The 16,477-nt window shown below is 63.0% G+C and carries 16 protein-coding genes and 1 pseudogene; 4 read left to right on the top strand and 13 right to left on the bottom strand.

Annotated features, from left to right (window positions below; all coding sequences use genetic code 11):
* The 3 genes from EOD15_RS11895 to EOD15_RS11905 form a co-directional block, all read right to left on the bottom strand.
* Window positions 1–235: biotin carboxylase N-terminal domain-containing protein (locus tag EOD15_RS11895; RefSeq protein ID WP_281035556.1), on the bottom strand; the 235-nt coding region annotated here is incomplete at its 3' end.
* Window positions 235–468 carry an acetyl-CoA carboxylase gene (locus EOD15_RS11900; RefSeq protein WP_013533152.1) on the bottom strand — a complete coding sequence of 78 codons (234 nt, stop codon included), beginning with the start codon at window positions 466–468 and terminating at the stop codon, window positions 235–237. The genes EOD15_RS11895 and EOD15_RS11900, both read right to left, overlap by 1 nt.
* 66 nt (window positions 469–534) lie before the next feature.
* The gene (locus EOD15_RS11905; protein WP_127319967.1) at window positions 535–1,257 is read right to left on the bottom strand and encodes a LamB/YcsF family protein; all 723 of its coding nucleotides are present in this window, start codon (window positions 1,255–1,257) and stop codon (window positions 535–537) included.
* 135 nt (window positions 1,258–1,392) lie between these two features.
* On the opposite strand from EOD15_RS11905, the gene EOD15_RS11910 reads away from it, so the two are divergent.
* Window positions 1,393–2,298, top strand: coding sequence for a LysR family transcriptional regulator (locus tag EOD15_RS11910; RefSeq protein WP_013533150.1), 906 nt, complete (start codon window positions 1,393–1,395; stop codon window positions 2,296–2,298).
* 74 nt (window positions 2,299–2,372) lie between these two features.
* Window positions 2,373–2,573, top strand: a complete 201-nt coding sequence (locus EOD15_RS11915) for a hypothetical protein (RefSeq protein ID WP_164761664.1) — start codon at window positions 2,373–2,375, stop codon at window positions 2,571–2,573.
* Here the strand turns inward: EOD15_RS11915 and EOD15_RS11920 are convergent.
* Window positions 2,557–3,297, bottom strand: coding sequence for an NAD(P)-binding domain-containing protein (locus tag EOD15_RS11920; protein WP_127319979.1), 741 nt, complete (start codon window positions 3,295–3,297; stop codon window positions 2,557–2,559). The genes EOD15_RS11915 and EOD15_RS11920 overlap by 17 nt on opposite strands.
* Before the next feature lie 365 nt (window positions 3,298–3,662).
* Between EOD15_RS11920 and EOD15_RS11925 the strand changes: the two genes are divergently transcribed.
* Window positions 3,663–4,262, top strand: a complete 600-nt coding sequence (locus EOD15_RS11925) for a TetR/AcrR family transcriptional regulator (protein ID WP_127319965.1) — start codon at window positions 3,663–3,665, stop codon at window positions 4,260–4,262.
* A gap of 192 nt (window positions 4,263–4,454) precedes the next feature.
* Here EOD15_RS11925 and EOD15_RS11930 read toward each other — a convergent pair whose 3' ends face one another.
* The 3 genes from EOD15_RS11930 to EOD15_RS11940 all read right to left on the bottom strand — a co-directional run bounded on the left by EOD15_RS11930 (window position 4,455) and on the right by EOD15_RS11940 (window position 7,564).
* Window positions 4,455–5,594: an alpha-hydroxy acid oxidase gene (locus EOD15_RS11930; RefSeq protein ID WP_127319963.1), complete on the bottom strand. Its 1,140-nt coding sequence runs from the start codon at window positions 5,592–5,594 to the stop codon at window positions 4,455–4,457.
* Window positions 5,595–5,697: 103 nt separating this feature from the next.
* A complete protein-coding gene (locus tag EOD15_RS11935; RefSeq protein WP_127319961.1) occupies window positions 5,698–6,795 on the bottom strand; it encodes an isocitrate/isopropylmalate dehydrogenase family protein in 1,098 nt (365 codons plus the stop codon).
* 25 nt (window positions 6,796–6,820) lie between these two features.
* Window positions 6,821–7,564: a glucose 1-dehydrogenase gene (locus tag EOD15_RS11940; RefSeq protein ID WP_127319959.1), complete on the bottom strand. Its 744-nt coding sequence runs from the start codon at window positions 7,562–7,564 to the stop codon at window positions 6,821–6,823.
* A 141-nt stretch (window positions 7,565–7,705) separates the two neighbouring features.
* Between EOD15_RS11940 and EOD15_RS11945 the strand changes: the two genes are divergently transcribed.
* Window positions 7,706–9,202, top strand: a complete 1,497-nt coding sequence (locus EOD15_RS11945) for an aldehyde dehydrogenase family protein (RefSeq protein ID WP_127408515.1) — start codon at window positions 7,706–7,708, stop codon at window positions 9,200–9,202.
* Between the two features lie 96 nt (window positions 9,203–9,298).
* On the opposite strand, the gene EOD15_RS11950 is transcribed toward EOD15_RS11945, so the two are convergent.
* The 6 genes and pseudogenes from EOD15_RS11950 to EOD15_RS11975 form a co-directional block, all read right to left on the bottom strand.
* A complete protein-coding gene (locus EOD15_RS11950) occupies window positions 9,299–10,195 on the bottom strand; it encodes a LysR family transcriptional regulator (protein ID WP_027036279.1) in 897 nt (298 codons plus the stop codon).
* Between the two features lie 124 nt (window positions 10,196–10,319).
* Window positions 10,320–11,819: a sugar ABC transporter ATP-binding protein gene (locus EOD15_RS11955; protein ID WP_127326920.1), complete on the bottom strand. Its 1,500-nt coding sequence runs from the start codon at window positions 11,817–11,819 to the stop codon at window positions 10,320–10,322.
* Between the two features lie 3 nt (window positions 11,820–11,822).
* Window positions 11,823–12,917, bottom strand: coding sequence for a strictosidine synthase (locus EOD15_RS11960; protein ID WP_127320429.1), 1,095 nt, complete (start codon window positions 12,915–12,917; stop codon window positions 11,823–11,825).
* Entirely contained in the window at window positions 12,914–15,031 is a 2,118-nt protein-coding gene (locus EOD15_RS11965; protein ID WP_127320430.1) for an SMP-30/gluconolactonase/LRE family protein, read from the bottom strand. The genes EOD15_RS11960 and EOD15_RS11965 overlap by 4 nt, the downstream gene beginning before the upstream one ends.
* Before the next feature lie 12 nt (window positions 15,032–15,043).
* Window positions 15,044–16,060, bottom strand: a complete 1,017-nt coding sequence (locus tag EOD15_RS11970; RefSeq protein ID WP_127320431.1) for a sugar ABC transporter substrate-binding protein — start codon at window positions 16,058–16,060, stop codon at window positions 15,044–15,046.
* 35 nt (window positions 16,061–16,095) lie between these two features.
* Window positions 16,096–16,477, bottom strand: a pseudogene (locus EOD15_RS11975) (ABC transporter permease); the annotation flags it as partial.

Below are 16,477 nucleotides of genomic sequence, written 5' to 3' on the forward strand. Positions count from 1 at the left end.
GAACGCTGTCGCAACCGGTGTCGCGGGCAGCCTTCAGAATTGCTTCGACATTGAGATAGGACTTCTTTGCTGCTGGTGGGCCGATGTTGACCGCTTCGTCCGCAAGCTGGACGTGGAACGACTCGGCGTCTGCGGCCGAATACACCGCCACGGTGGCGATCCCCAAATCTTGCGCGGCCCGGATGATCCTGACCGCTATCTCGCCCCGGTTGGCAACCAGAAGCTTTTTCAGCATCAGTCGAGATCCGCGATAGGTGCGCCGGCCATGATCGGGTCTTCATTGTCGGCAATGAAGCGGATGTTCGTACCGGCCGTCTCGGCCCTCACTTCGTGGAACGACTTCATCACTTCGATGAGGCCGATTACGTCTCCGGCGGAAACCGCGTCGCCATCCGCCTTGTAGGGCGGCTGGTCTGGCGAAGCGCTGCGATAGAAAGTGCCGGGAAGAGGCGAAAGAATCTGGGCCATAAAAAGCTCCGGAAAACTGCAGACAGACTAATTTGGAACCGCCTGCGCGGGCGGGTTCGGTCGAGTTCAGTGCCAGGGAGCGATTGCGGTGCGCACGGCCCTGGCTATTTCGATGGCGTTCGGCGTATCGGAATGCACGCAGATGGTTTCGCAGCGTACGGGAAAGAAACTGCCGTCCTCTGCCGTGCCCTCGCCCTCCCTGATGGCGCGCACGCACCGCTCGGCCATCTCTGCGGGGTCCTTGGCGTCATGAACGCGTGTCAAGATCAGCTTGCCGGAGGCATCGTAGTCGAGATCGGCATAGAACTCGGCGACGAATGGGATACCGCGCTCTTGATAGATCTTCTCATGCAGGGTGCCCGTCATGCCGAAGAGGGGTACGCCGAAAATCTCTGCCGCGTCGCACACGCCATGGGCGATTGCCTCCTGCTGCATGGCCATGAAGTAGAGGCTGCCATGCGGCTTGATGTGGTGGAGTTCCACACCCTCGGCCCTGAGGAAGCCGGCAAGCGCTCCCACCTGGTAAATGATGGTGTTCCTGACTTCTTCGCGGGTCATCCGCATCTCGCGCCGGCCGAAACCCTGAATGTCGGGCAAGCCTGGATGGGCGCCGATCTTTACGCCACTCGCCTTGGCGCTGCGGACGGCGGCGTGCATGTGATCCGGATCGGAGGCATGAAAACCACAGGCGACATTGGCAACGTCGATGATGGGCATCATGCCCATATCATCGCCAACCTTGTAGAGGCCAAAGCTTTCGCCCATGTCGCAGTTTAGCGTCACCGCCATCGCATTGTTACCCCTCGAAGCTGCCGTCTTTGCGGCGTTGCAGCATTTTTTGCGCATGCGAGGGCGTTTGTGAAATAGTAGTTTATTGATTGTCATATCAAAAAAACAGATAATGGTTCTGGGCCGGAGCGCACCATGACCATCACCTTGAAACAGCTTGATTATTTTATCGCGACCGCCGAGAGCGGACAGGTCAGTCATGCTGCGGTGGAACTCAACATCTCGCAATCGGCCGTCACTGCGGCGATAAAGACGCTTGAGGCTGACCTGGGCGTACGGCTTTTGGAGCGTAACCACGCTGGCGTAAGACTGACTATGGAGGGCGCGCGGTTTCTTGAACATGCGCGTGTTATCACCGGGGCCGTCGCTGCCGCCGTCCGAAGCCCGTTGCGCGATAGGAAAGGCCTGGCGGGCAAGCTGCGGCTTGGCATGACCTACACGGTCGTCGGCTACTACATGTCGCGCCACTACGCGCGGTTTCGAAAGACCTATCCCGAGATCGAGGTCGAGGTGCTGGAACTGCCCCGAGACGCTCTCGAAAGCGGGTTGATGTGCGGGGACATCGACATGGCCGTGATGCTGGTGTCCAACCTGGAGCACACCAAGGAGTTGGCGCAGGAGGTCTTGATGCGGTCGAACCGCCGGCTCTGGCTCTCGGCTGATCATCATCTGCTCGCGCGACAGGAAATCAGCCTCGCCGATGTGGCGGCGGAAGATTATGTCATGCTGACGGTGGACGAGGCACGTACGACGGCCGCCCGTTACTGGGATGCCGCGGGGCTTTCGCTTCGCGCCGTCCTTACCACCAGTTCGGTCGAGGCCGTGCGGTCGCTCGTGGCTGCCGGCATGGGGGTCACTGTCCTGTCGGACATGGTTTACCGCCCCTGGTCCTTGGAGGGGCAGCGCATCGAAGTGCGCGGGCTTGTCGAGCCCATTCCTACCATGGATGTCGGCCTGGCCTGGTCGCGGGACAGATCAATCGAACCGGCCGCGGCGGCCTTCCGGGCCTTCATGTCCGTGACCATGGGCGGCGGCGGCTAACCGCCTGCCGTCAGGCAGGCGCTATGGCTCAGGCTCGCTGGTTGAGCAGCGGAGCGTGCCGCGCGTGGGAGTTGATGCCTCGCATCATCAGGGGGATTTCACCTTTGTCGCAAAAAACGCCAAGGGCTTCAGAAAACTCTAAAGAGCCGGTTCACGCCGGCCTCGTCATCGTCGTCTGGCAGGTTGTTCCCGACAAACAGAAGGAACTCTTGGACAGTCTTCTTGGTCACCACCTCGGGCCGGAACCGGAAAAGTCTCTCATCGGAGGGCGGTGACTTCACGGTTGCGGGCTTCGATCTGCTCGTGGCGGAGGGGGGTCGTCGCCTCCATGAAGCCCTTGATCAGTGCGTCGCGAGCTCCGGGTGCGCGCGCCTTTTCCGCCGTGGACAGCGCATGCTGAAGATCAGGCAACGTCAGTTCCGTGCAGTAGGCTGGCGTGCCCGGTTGCTGGCGCCAGGAACTCGCGAGATCGCCGGCATCAAGTGCGTCGAAACCGGTCTCGTTCACCAGTTCGCGTGCGATCGCTTTGGCATGCGCATCATCGCCTGCGACGGGGATCGCGATCCGTCCGGCCGTTCCGGCCGCTGCGCCACCTTCGGCGAGCGTTTGGGCGAGGACCGCATTGAACGTCTTGACCACCGGCCGGCCGAGTTGTTCGCTGGACCAGACGCTTTCCGGCTTGCCATCGTCAACCTCCGCGATGTTCCCGTCGCGCATAGGATAATAATTGGAGGTGTCGATCACGACCACGTCGGCTGGTACATCGGCCAAGATGTTGGCGACATCGGGAATCTTCGCAAACGGGATCGATAGAACGATCGCCTCGACATCCCTGGCTGCTTCGTGCGCGGCAACCGGGAGCGCACCAACCTTCATCGCCTTCTCGCGGATGTCATCAGGCCCCTTCGAGCCCGCCAGCTTCACCGCGTGTCCGGCCGCTGCCAGCTTTCGTGCGAGGGTGGTGCCGATATTTCCCGCGCCGATAATGCCGATGTTCATGTTGATTTCCTTCCAGATAATTGTGATTGTGAGCTCAGCGCATGATGCGCGGATCGATCCCGTGTTGAGCGGGACATCCAGATGGTCGCGCAGGGTGGTGCCGCCATAACCCCCGATGGAACAGCCCGCCTCGAACTTCGTATAGCTCGCTCGCGGCATCTACTGACTGCGCGCGCCAGGCCCCAGGCAGGTTGCCGTACCGTTGCCCAGATGCATGCCGGTATCATCTGCCTGATCATCGTCCTCGTTTCGCCGGCTCATGCCGACCTGTTAGAATAGTCGACCACGGGCTATATGGAGACTGTCTCCGCTTCGACTTTAGATACGGAGAGTGTCTCCGATCTTCAAGGGTTCAAAGGTCAGTCATGTCTCAATCGTCGATCGCGTCAGCCCTCCGCAGGGACGCGCAACACAATCGGGCGCACATTCTCGAGGTGGCGCGACAAGCGTTCGGCAACGACAGTGTTGACGTTTCGATGGATGCTATCGCGAAGCTGGCGGGCGTGGGGGCAGGGACGCTCTACCGCCATTTTCCAAACAAAGACGCCCTGCTGGCTGCGCTGCTAGTTCTTCACTATGAAAGCCTCGACGATCGTCGCGTTGAAATCGAAGCCGGGGAGAGCGATGCAGGCCGCGCACTCGAACTCTGGGTTGAAGCTCTTGGCGACTGGATGCTGGCTTATGAGGGCTTGCCTGAACCGTTACGGGCCGCTTGCCGAGTAGAATCCCCGCTGACGCCGACCTGCCATGCTGTCATCGCGACGACGGAGCGAATCCTGAAGGCTGCACAGGACGAAGGGCTTGCACGACGGACGATGACCGGGCGCGACATTTTTTTCGGAGCACTGGCGATCGCTTGGGCGAGCGGCGCAACGGCAGCGGGCGAAGACACTCGGAACGTGCTTCGCGACGTCCTGAAGAACGGATGGATGGAACCGAAAACAGCACCGGGCGGCGGAGTTTAGTCCGCCTATCCGACTGCGCAGCCTTTCGAATTTCATAACGCTGTCGCCAGCGCGTGTGCATCAAACAAACGCTTTCTGAATGGCTGCCGTCGTCTGGATGGACGGCGGCTTTTGGGCCTGGGAAGAGCGGCGTGCGAGGGCGGCAATTGGTGGCTGAAACTTTGCGACCAAGCGTGAGCACACGTCTTGGCGCTATGCTATGATTTCTGATCTCGCTTCCTGAAAACGGGGGATTCCGCAGAGCCTGAGGCAAGTCACCACTTCGTCCAGGATGATATCGAGTGCCTTGGCCACACCGGCCTCGCCAGCCACGGCGCCGAACAGGGCGGCCCGGCCGATCGCCGCGACGGTGGCGCCGCGTGCCTTGGCCTTGATGATGTCCGTGCCCGTGCGGATACCGGAATCGATGAGGATCGGGACTTGGGCGCCAAGTGCCTCACGGATGGCGGGCAGGGCATCGATGCTCGATACAGCACCGTCGAGCTGACGGCCTCCATGGTTGGACACCCAGATGCCATCGGCACCAGCCGTCACCAGTCGCGACGCGTCGCCCGGGTGCAGGACGCCCTTGACCAGCAGCCGGCCTTTCCACCAGTCGCGGATCTGGCGGAAATCGTCCCAGTCGAAACCTGCATGGAGGCTGCCGCCAACACGCGCGGCGATCGTCAGGCCGGCGCTGTTGTCACCGAGATAGCCGCGGACGTTCTCGAACTGGGGCAGACCGCCGCGTAGCAGGCGCAGCGACCAGCCAGGATGAAGCATGCCTTCCCAGAGATGCCGGGCCGAAGGCCGCAGTGGGATGGATATGCCGTTCCTAAGATCCTTTTCGCGCTTGCCCCCGGCTTGCAGATCAACGGTCACCACCAGCGTCGAATAGCCAAATTCTTCCGCCCGCCTCACCAGTTGGCGATTGAAGTCGAAATCCTTCAGCACGTAAAGCTGGAACCAGAGCGGCCCCTGTACGGCTCGCGCCATGCCTTCGATGCTGGCCGTGGCCATGGTGGAGAGTGTGTAGGGGATGCCGCGAGCGGTTGCCGCCCTCGCGATGGCAATGTCGGCTCCGGGCCTGACCAGCGCGCAGGAACCCATCGGGCTGATCACTAGCGGTGTCGGCACGGTCTCGGACCAGAGCGTCGTGGAAACGTTCGGATGCGAAACATCGGTAAGCACGCGCGGCAAAAGTCTGATCTTTTCGAAATCGCTTCGGTTGGCGTTAAGGGTGAGTTGCTGCCCCGCCCCGCCATCGATGAATTCGAAGATGGATTTCGGCAGGCGACGACGGGCAAGCCTGCGAAAATCCTCGACCGAAACCTGGCGATCGAGAGCGCCCATCTCAAGCCTCGCCCTCGTGCCGGTCGGCAATGAATATCCGGCGCATGAGCGTCTGGCCGACCTTGCGAGGTCCAACAAGATCTATCTTCACCTTGATCATCAGTCACGCCGCTGCCGCGAGCCGGTCGCAGATCGAGCGGGTTATCTCGCTGGTCGACGCCCTGCCTTTCAGGTCGGCGCTCAGAAGCCCGTTGGCCAGGCAGTCCTCGGTCACGCGACGGATGCGCGCCGCGGCCTGGTTGAGCCTCTCGTCGCCATGCTTGTGGCCGAGCCAGTCGAGCATCGAGGCTGCCGACAGGATCGTCCCATACGGATTGGCGATACCTTGGCCGGCAATGTCAGGCGCCGAGCCGTGCGCGGCCTGGAAGAAGCCGTTGGCCGCGCCGATCTCGGCTGAAGGCGCCATGCCCATCCCGCCCACCGTCGCGGCGGCGAGGTCGGACAGGATGTCGCCGAACATGTTCTCGCTGACGATGACGTTGAAATGGCCCGGTTTCAGCACGAGATGCATCGCCATGGCGTCGACCAGCGCGTGCTCGGTCGCGATATCGGGATAGTCCTTCGCCACTTCGTCGAAGACGGAGCGGAAGAAGGCATAGCTGCGCAGCACGTTGGCCTTGTCGCAGCAGGTGACCCGGCGCACGCCGTCACGAGGCGCGCCGCCCGACTGGCGCGCCAGTTCGAAGGCCTTGCGCACGATGCGCACGATGCCGGAGCGGGTCTGCACCAGCGTGTCGACCGCCACTTCGCCGCGCAACAGGGCGCCCGATCCCCGCGCGGCGTAAAGCCCTTCGCTGTTCTCGCGCAAGATGATGTAGTCGATATCGCCGGCCTTCACTCCGCTCAACGGGCTAGGCACGCCCTCGAAGAGCCTGATGGGGCGGACGTTGGCATAGAGATCGAGTTCGAAGCGCAGTCTCAGCGTGAAATCCAGGCCTGCTTCGGTTCCATCGGGATGGACGACGCCCGGCAAGCCGCCCGCACCATGCAGGATGGCGTCCGCCGCGCGGCAGGCCTGGAAGGTCGGCTCGGGAAAGCTCTGGCCGGTCTTCAGGAAATGCTCGGCTCCGGCCGGGTATTCGCTGAAGTGCAAGGGGTTGCCGGGACCAAGCGCTGCTTTCACCACTTGAACCGCTGCGGCGCAGACTTCCGGGCCGATGCCGTCGCCATGCACCACGGCAATTTCGTAGACAGGCTTCATCGCCAACTCCCAAATGGTCTAACGCTCAGATGCACTTGCCGCCGTCGACATTGAGGTCGACGCCGGTGATCATGCTGGCCTCGTCGGAGCACAGGAATGCCGCGGCGTTGCCCATGTCCGCCGGCGTAGACAGCCTGCCGATCGGAATGGTGGCGACGACGCGGGCGCGGTTTTCCTCGCCGGAGCCGATGAAGGTGGACAGAAGCGGCGTGTCGCCGGCAACCGGGTTGATGGCGTTGACGCGGATGCCGAAGGGGGCGAGTTCCACGGCCATGGCCCGGGTGGCGGCAATCGCCCAGCCTTTGGAAGCATTGTACCAAGTCAAATTCGGGCGCGGCGAGACGCCGCCGGTGGAGGCGACGTTGAGGATGGCGCCCGATTTGATGGATTTGAAATGCGCAACGATCGCACGGGCGCCATTGTAGATGGATCGCATGTTGACGTTGGCGATCCGGTCGAACATCTCTTCATCCATCGTCTCGAGCGCCAGGGGCGGCTGGGCCACGCCGGCATTGTTGACCAGTATGTCGAGACCGCCAAAGGCCGAGCGGGCCAGGTCTGCCGCCGCTTCGAAGCTTGCGAGTGTCGAGACGTCGCCAGTGATTGGCCGCACATTTTTGCCGACTTCGGCAGCAACGCGGGCCGCGGCGGCCCCATCACGGTCCATCAACACGACCCGCGCACCTTCGGTGACGAATTTCCTGACGATGCCTTCGCCAAATCCCGAACCGCCGCCAGTGACGACAGCGACCTTGCCAGCAAGTCTCATATCTGTTCCTCCGTTGCCGGCACCATCGGGGAAGTCGCGTACATTGCACAGTCCGATTATCTGAACGCCCTTTTAGCTTTCCTTGTTTGAGGTCGACCGGCGTGGGAGGCATAGTCGCCACGGAATTGTGAGGAGGAAGGGATGACGCTGAATTTCGACCCGCGGGCGAAGGCCACGGCGCTCTACCACGGCGAATTCCGGCCGATGTTCGTCGGCGGCAAGTGGGTTCCGGCACAATCCGGCCAGGAGATGCAGGCGCTCAACCCGGCGACTGGCGAAGTGCTGGCCACCGTCCCGCGTGGCTCGGCCGCCGACGTCGATGCGGCGGTGGCCGCTGCGCGCACGGCCTTCGAAGGGCCGTGGTCAAAATTCTCGCCCTATGAGCGGCAGTGCGTGCTTCTGCGCATCGCCGATCTCTTCGAGACCCATTGGGAAGAGCTCAGCGTTTCCGACACTCTCGACATGGGACTGCCGATCACGCGCACGCTCGCCAACCGGCGGCGCGTCATCGGCATGCTGCGCTTCTATGCGGGCATGTCGACCGCGCTGCATGGCGAATCCATAGACAATTCGATCCCTGGCGAGATCGTCAGCTTCACAAGGCGCGAACCGGTGGGCGTTGTCGGCGCGATCATCCCCTGGAACGCTCCGACCGCCGCGTCGATCTGGAAGATCGCGCCGGCGCTGGCCACCGGCTGCACCATCGTGCTGAAGCCCTCGGAGGACGCCTCGTTGACGCCGCTGCTGATCGCCAGGCTGATGCAGGAAGCCGGCGTTCCCGACGGCGTCGTCAACGTCGTCACCGGCACCGGGGCGGAGGCCGGTGCGCGGCTCGCTGAACATCCCGACGTCAACAAGATCGTCTTCACCGGCTCGACGCTGACCGGGCAGGCCATCGCGCGGGCGGGCGTGACCAACCTCAAGCGCGTTTCCCTGGAACTCGGCGGCAAATCGCCGATCATCGTCTGCCGGGATGCCGACATCGACAAGGCGGTTCCTGTCGCCGCGATGGCGGTGTTCGTGCATTCGGGCCAGATCTGCATCGCCGGATCGCGGCTGTTCGTGGCGCGCGAAATCCATGACGAATTCGTGCGCCGGGTCGCCGAGTTTGCCGGCAGGCTTCGCATCGGCCATGGCATCGAGGCGGAAACCGAAATCGGCCCGCTCATCAATGCCAGGCAGGCCGGCAAGGTGGTGGGCTATATCAAGGCCGGCCGCGACGAAGGCGCGGAACTGATAGCGGGCGGATCTCGACTGACGGGCGAGCCCTACGACGGCGGTAATTTCATCGCGCCGACCGTCTTCGGCGCGGTGTCGGACAAGATGACCATCGCGCGTGAAGAAATCTTCGGTCCGGTGATTTCGGCGATGCCGTTCGACACGCTCGACGAAGCCGTGGCGCGGGCCAATGCGACGCCCTATGGCTTGGCAGCCGGCATTTTCACCACCCATCTGGGCACCGCGCACAAGCTCGCCCGCCGCATCAAGGCCGGCTCGGTGTGGGTCAACATGTACCACGCCATCGACCCGGCGGTGCCGTTCGGCGGCATGAAGATGTCCGGCTACGGCCGCGAGGGCGGCATCGAACATCTGCATGAATATCTGGAGACCAAGTCGATCTGGATCCAGACCGACTGAGGTGCGCTGAGATTCAGGTGAGGCCGGGCTGCGAATGACAGCGTTCCCGCACCATTCTCGGCGCTCGTGCAAGGTGCCTGTCCGAAGGCGCGATGCTCAGTTTGCCAGTTCGCGCAAATTGGTGCGGATGAGGTTCATCAGCTGTTCGGAGAAGGAGTGGTGCACATAGCCCCGCGCGGTGATGATGCCGACGGAGCGGTGGGCGTCGCGATGGTCGATCGGTACCACTCGCATGCGCTCGTCATTGCGCGAAATGGCGATGCCGGGCACCACGCAGACGCCAAGTCCCGAACACACCAGCGCCACCGCCGTCTGTGCGCTTTCGACCTCGTATTGCGGCTTGAGCTCGATGCCTTCCGCCGCCGTCAGCCGATCGACAAGGCCGCGCACGGCGGTCTTGCGGTTGAGCAGGATGAGCGGATAGCGCAGCAGGTCGGAGAGCAGCAGCTTCTTTTCGCCGCCGTATATTTCCGTGGGAATGCAGGCCATCAGCGGATCGTCGAGGATAGACTCGAACTGGAAGTCCGTCAGGTTTGGCAGTTCCGGGCCGATGTAAAACTCGACCTCCTGCTGTTGCAAAAGGCCAAGCGCGGCCTGCGGTGGGCTCTCGATGACCTCGACGATGCTGCGGGGATAGCGCAACTTGAATGTCGCCAGGATATCGCCCAGCCGGCTTGCCGCGAGCGTCGGGGCGCAGGCGATCTGCACCTTGCCCTTGCGCCGAGCGGCGACCTCCGTCAGCCGGTCGAGGCTGGTCTGCACCTGTGACATCACGTTGGCGATCTCCTCGAACAGGATCTGGCCTTCCGGCGTCAGGCTTGCACGCTGTGCGGTGCGGATAAACAGCGAGATGCCGATCTGCTCCTCAAGGTCGCGAATCTGCATCGAGACCGCCGATGGCGAACGGTTGCTCTCCTCAGCAGCACGACGGAAGCTGCCGTTTTCGGCGGCAAGCAGGAACGTCTGCAGAAGTTTGAGGTTAATGCTGGGCATATCCGCTCGGGCAGGGTGATCTGACCCTTGACCTATTCAGACGCGGTACCGATTGCAAGGCAATAGGACCGGCCAGACATTGGGCCTGGCTTGACCGGCAAAAGTGTCTCTCTTGTCGCGCCGCTCAATGAACCGCGGCGAACATGACGCGCTCCTCGGTGGCCTCCGACAGCATCATCTCCTCGACCACGCGGCCGCGCTTGACCACCAGAATGCGATCCGAAACAGCGAGAATTTCAGGCAGATAGGACGAGATGACAACGACGGCCATGCCTTGCTCGGCGAGATCGCTGATGAGCTGGTGGATCTCGACGATGGCGCCGACGTCGACACCGCGTGTCGGCTCGTCGAAGATCACCAGCCTCGGCTTCTGGATTAGCGATTTGGCGATCACGACCTTTTGCTGGTTACCGCCGGAGAGCTCGATCATCCGGGCTCGGTCGCTGGTCTGCCGCAGGCTCAGGCGTTCACCCCATTCGCGGGCAAGTTGCCTGGCCCGCGCCAGCGACACCATGGAGACGGGATTGGCGCCCTCGGTCAGTTCACCCATTTGCAGGTTCTCGCCCGCGGTCATGGTTTCGAAGAAACCGTCGACCTTGCGATCCTCGGTGACATAGACGATGCCGTCGCGCACCGCAGGCCTGGGCACCCGGTAGCGCACCGACTTGCCGAGCAGGCGGATCTCGCCGCCGTGGAAGATGTTGCGCTTCAACAGTCCAGCGACGACCTTGGCCATTTCGGTGCGGCCGGCGCCGACAAGGCCGAACATGCCGGTGACCTGGCCCGAAAACACCGAGAAGGAAGAGTTGCGCACCAGGCTGGCGCAGGACAGGTTCTCGACCGAAAGCACCTTGTCGCCATAGGGCCGCGCCGTGCGCTTGACCTCGCCATGCAGCGTTTCGGTCAGCGTACGGCCGACCATGGCCTGCACGATCGAAGCGCGGGTGAAGCCCTTGGCTTCGCCGGACGCGACGATCTCACCATCGCGCATGACCGTGATGCGGTTAGCGACGGCAAGCGCCTCTTCCAGCGCATGGGTGATGAAGATGACGGCGATGCCCTCCTTCACCAGCCGCTGCAAAAGTTTGAAGAAGTGGCTTTTCTCTTCGGGCGTCAGCGTCGCGGTCGGCTCGTCGAAGATGATGACGCGGGCCTTGTGGTGGACGGCGCGCGCGATCTCCACCATCTGCTTGTGCGCCGCGCCTAGCGTGCTGACCTGCGCGGACGGGTCGACCTGGAAGCCCATGCCGGCGAGGAACTGCCGCGCCTGAATATAGAGGCCGCGCAACCGGTTGAACATCTTCTCTTCGCCGAGATAGAGATTCTGCGCCACCGTCATGGCCGGCACCAGGTTGGTTTCCTGGAACACCATGGCGATGCCAGCGCGCAGCGCTTCGGCGGGCGTGGCGAAGGACACATCCTTGCCGTCGAAGGTCATCTTGCCCTCGGTCAGCTTGAAGACACCGGCCATGACCTTGGTCAGCGTCGACTTGCCGGCGCCGTTTTCCCCGAGCAGCGCATGGATTTCGCCCTTGCGCAGGTCGAAATTGACATTCTTGAAGGCCGGAATGCGCGCGAACGCCTTGGCGGCGTCCCTGAGTTCAATGATGTTGGCGTCCGACATCGCTTAGCCTCGCTTGCCACTGGCGGCGCTCGCCACGCGCACGATCCGCGATCCGCCGCGCGAGGCGACCAGAAGGTCATCGCCCAGCTCGCAGGCGCTCAGCGTCCCGTGCACCTTGCCGTCGGCGCGCGAATGGAAACTCGACAGCGGCTTCATGTTCTGGTCGCAAAGGACCACCAGCCCGTAGGACCTTGTCACCGCGTATGGCTTCAGCACGTTCATCTGCTTCAACTGGCTGCCTTGCATGGGCTCGCGATAGTCGCGCCATGAGCCGAGCGACGGCGCCATCCAGTAGGCCTCCGGGACTTCCGCCAGCATGCGGGTGCGGTAGGTCTCCTCGCGCAGGATGAACTCCACCAACTGGTTGCGCACGGAATAGAAGGTCAGCCAGTAGCCGGCGTTGAAGGCCGGAGCGATGCGCGCGGGGTAGGCCGGCAGATGCTCCAGCACGGGCAGCGTCGCCTTGGTGGCAAGGTCGATCGCCAGCACGCGGTGGCGCCAGGCCTCCGAGACGTAGATGCGGTTGGAGCCGGTGGTGGCGATGCCGGCCGGCCAGGCCAAGCCATCCCTGATCAGCTCCAGCCGGCCGTTTTTCAGATCGAGCCGCCAGACCGAACCGGATACGCTCTTCTGCATCAGGTCGCGACGCCAACCGCTCGCCGGCACTGAGGCCGAGCCGTTGGCCACCAGCAAGGTGTTGCTGTCGAGGAAGGTGAGAGCGGTGATGCAGGAGAGGCGGCGAGCCTCCTCGCCCGTCGCCTCGCGCCCGTCATGCAGGCCGCCGCGGATGACGACGCCCTTGCCGTCGATGGCCATCGCGGTCATGCCGCGGGCATGGGCGAGTGCGGTGATCTCGCCCGGAAATTCCTGCAAGGTTTCGGCATGGCCGTCGGCGCTAAAGCGCATCAGCCGGTTCGCGCTGCTTGCCAGGAGGCCCTTTTCGGTGCGCACGAGATTGTCGGCCTCGGCGAGGCCGGCGAATTGACCGGCTTCCTCCAGTCCTTGGTTGGGCAGCAACGGCCCGTCGAGCGTCGGCACGGTCACGGCCCACTCGCCACGGCCGAGAAAGCGGTCAAGAAGCTGGTTCAAACCGCTCATGACTTTTTGCCCCAGTAGGAATCCGAGCTGAACCAGTCGGGATCGACGCCTTTCAGGGGCAAAGTGCCCATGCGGTTGTTGAAGATGCCGCAGAGATAGAGGATGCCCTTGTGCTCGCGCATAGAGGTGATCATCGGATGATTCTCGCCGGCCTGGTCCCACAGGCTTTCGAGGATCTGGCCGTTTTCGTCGAAGCGCAGCACGCAGCCGGTGTTGAGATTGGGCATCAGCCACGCATCTTCCGATACGCGCCGCGCCATGCGGCGGCGGAAGCCCGGCATTTCAAGCGAGAGATCCAATGCCGGCGTGCGCATGCCCATCAGGGCCAGCCAGTAGGTGCCGTCGGAGGCGCGGTTGATGTTGTCGGGATAGCCGGGCAAGCCCTCGATGACGCGCTCGACCTGGCCCTTCTTCGGGCCATCGAAATAGTAGCGGCTGATGCGGCAGGCCCAGCTTTCGGCGAACAGCACCGACTGGCCGTCGAAGGCCGTGCAGATGCCATTGGGGAAGACGAGGTTCGACAGCAGTGTGCGTGTCGAACCGGATTTGGGATCATGGACGATGATGCGTCCGTTGCCGCGGCTTTCCAGCGCGTCGGCATACCAGTCATGCATCTCGAAGCGCACTGTCGCTTCCGAGAAGACGATGCGGCCGTCCGGCAGGATGTCGCAGTCGTCGGCGAGCTTCATGGTGGAGTCGTCGACCACCGAGGTCAGTGAGCGGTTGGTCTCGGCGGTCAGCAGTTTTACATCCCCGGCCGGCGAGACCTGGTAGAGGCCCATGCCGGCGACGCAGATGACGAGGTTGTCGTCGCGGTCGAAAGCCATGCCGAGCGGCGAGCCGCCAATATGTGCGAACACTTCGCTGTCGGTGTAGTGCGGCGGCTGGAAGCGCAGGATATCGCCTTGGCGGCTGCCGGCGTAGAGGCGGTCCTGCCGGTCGAAGATCACATCTTCCGCGCCGTCGAGAAAGCCGAGGCCGATGACGCCGACGTCCTTCAACCGGTCGTTCACCGCCATCGGCGCGCCGGGCGCGGTCGAGATCGCCTGCGGCATCTTGGCGAAGGTCGGCGAGATGTAGACACTGCGCAGGATCTTGTGGCGGTTCTTCACCCAGCGCACGTCGAGAAGCACCGACAAAAGCAGCACGATGCCGAGAATCAGGAAATTGACCGGGCCGGGCACGGCCAGCGCAAGCAGGCTGTTCGACAGGACAAGCACGAAGACGGTGCCCATCAGCGCCTTGGCGACCGAGCCGCGCCCACCGCCGAGCGAGATGCCGCCGAGCACGGTCGCGGTCAACACCTGCAGTTCGAGCCCGGTGCCGATGTCGGAAGCAGCACTGCCGATGCGAGCCGAGAAGAAGAAGCCGGAGAGCGCCACCAGCACCGAGCACAAGACATAGGCGCTGAACAAGATGAAGCGCACATTGATGCCGGCATTGTAGGCAGAGCGGCGCGCGCCGCCGACCGCGAACAACCGCCAGCCATAGCGGGCGCGCGACAGCACGAGATGGATGATCAGCGCGATGACGACGAAGACCACAAAGGATGTCGGCACGCCCCAGATCGTGCCGAAACCAAGGAAATCATAGGCCGGCGAATCCGAACCGCTGGTGACGATCCGCGTCGAGACCTGCGGGAAGACGATGTCGAAGGTCGAGCGGTAGATGATGAGCGTCACCAGCGTGGTGAGAAAGGCCCGCATGCGCAGGAAGCCAACCAGGAAGCCGTTGATGGCGCCGCAGACGACGCCGAGGCCCAGGCACGCCAGAAGGCCGGTACCAAAGCTCCACTGCTCGACATTCATGCCATACAGCGTGACCAACACGGCGAGCGCGAAGGTCGACCCGACCGACAGATCGATGCCGCCCGACACCATGACGATGGTCATGCCGAGCACCACCAGGCCAAGCTCGGCGGTCTGGCCGCTGAGATTGGTCAGCGTCGCCAGATCGAAGAAGCCCGGCACGATCGAGCCGAAGATCGCGCACAAAATGACCAGCGCCGTGAAGGGGATGACGCTGTCGATCCACTTCTTGGTCAGGATCTCGCCGACCACGTGGTCGGGGAGCAGGCGGTAGCGCCAGCGCACAAGGCTTTCGGCCATGCTCATCAAGGAAGTCCGTTACTTGAGCTCGTCCAGCTTCCAGCAATTCCTGCCGGTCGCATTGGCCTTGTCGACGCGGGTGATCGGACCGAAGAAGATGGTCTTCTCGCTGCCCGCTTGCCGCTCGGGCTGCTGCAGTAGCTCGGAAATCTGCTGTGCGGCGATCTCGGCCTGGATCGGGGCATTAAAGTTGAAGATCACGTCGAGCAGTCCGTTCTTGATGCTCTCGCAGCCCGTGGCGCTGCCGGCGCCATTGGTAACGATCGTCACCTGGTCCTGTTTGCCGGCGGCCGCGACGGCGGCGCCTGCGCCGACCTCGGCATTGTCCCAGATGCCCATGATGCCGCACAGGTCCGGATGCTGCTGGAGGACCGTCTCGGTGATCTGGCGGGCCTTTTCGCTCATGTAATCGGCCGGCTGGTCGGAGACGAGCTGCAGCTCGGGATTGGCCTTCAGCACCTCGTCGATGCCGGTGCGCATGTAGATGTTGGCGGCGCCCGTCTGGACACCGGCGAGCCAGACCACCTTGTGCGAGACGGCATTGGGGCCGGTGCAGTGTTTGGCCAGTTCGCCCATTTCGAGACGGCCCATTTCGATCCAGTCATTGCCTACATAACTGTCGGTCTGGGTGGCCGACTGCATGTTGACTTGCAGCACCTTGATGCCGGCCGCCTGCGCCTGTTTCAACAGGCGTGCGTAGGTCTGGACATCGGGGTTCTGCACGATGATCAGGTCCGGCTTCTCGGCGATGGCGCCCTGCATGGCGCGGATGCCGGCATTGGTGTCGCCGGAGGGATCGCGCACTTCGAGGCTGAAGCCGTAGCGTGCCGCGTGACGCTGCCACACCACCACCCATGCCTGGTTGAGGTCCATGCCCTGTGAGATCGGCACGAAGATGACCTTCTTGCCCTTGAGCGCCTCGAGATACGTGGAGCGGCCGACCTGATCGGTTTCCTGCGCCGTGGTGATTTTCGCCGCGCCCAGCAGCGCGAGCGCTGTCATGCCCGCGAACAGGCAGTTCTTGAACAATTTCATGTTTCTCCTCCCAGATTTATGTCTCGGTTCTTGTTTCAGATGTCGCCGCTTTGCGAGGTCTGCTCGTCGCGCGGATTGATGATGGCGTCGATCGCCAGCGCGCCCAGCAGGATCACGCTCTTGATCAGATTCTGGCTGGTGTAGCTGAAGTTCAGGATCGTCATGCCGTTGGTCAGGATGCCGACCAGAATGGTGCCGACGATGACGTTGCGTACGCCGCCCTGGCCACCGGAGAGGCCGATGCCGCCCAACACGACCACCAGCAGCACGTCGTAGATCAGGCTGGAATTGTAGAGGCGGGTGTCGATGCCGGTGACCAGCCCCAGCATGATGATGCCGGCGGTATAGGCAATGAGGGCGCTGATGACATATTGCGTCACGATGATCGGGCGCGTCGGCAGCCCTGTGGTGCGGGCC

The sequence above is a fragment of the Mesorhizobium sp. M7A.T.Ca.US.000.02.2.1 genome (genome assembly GCF_003996995.1).
In the GTDB taxonomy this organism is placed as follows: Bacteria; Pseudomonadota; Alphaproteobacteria; order Rhizobiales; family Rhizobiaceae; genus Mesorhizobium.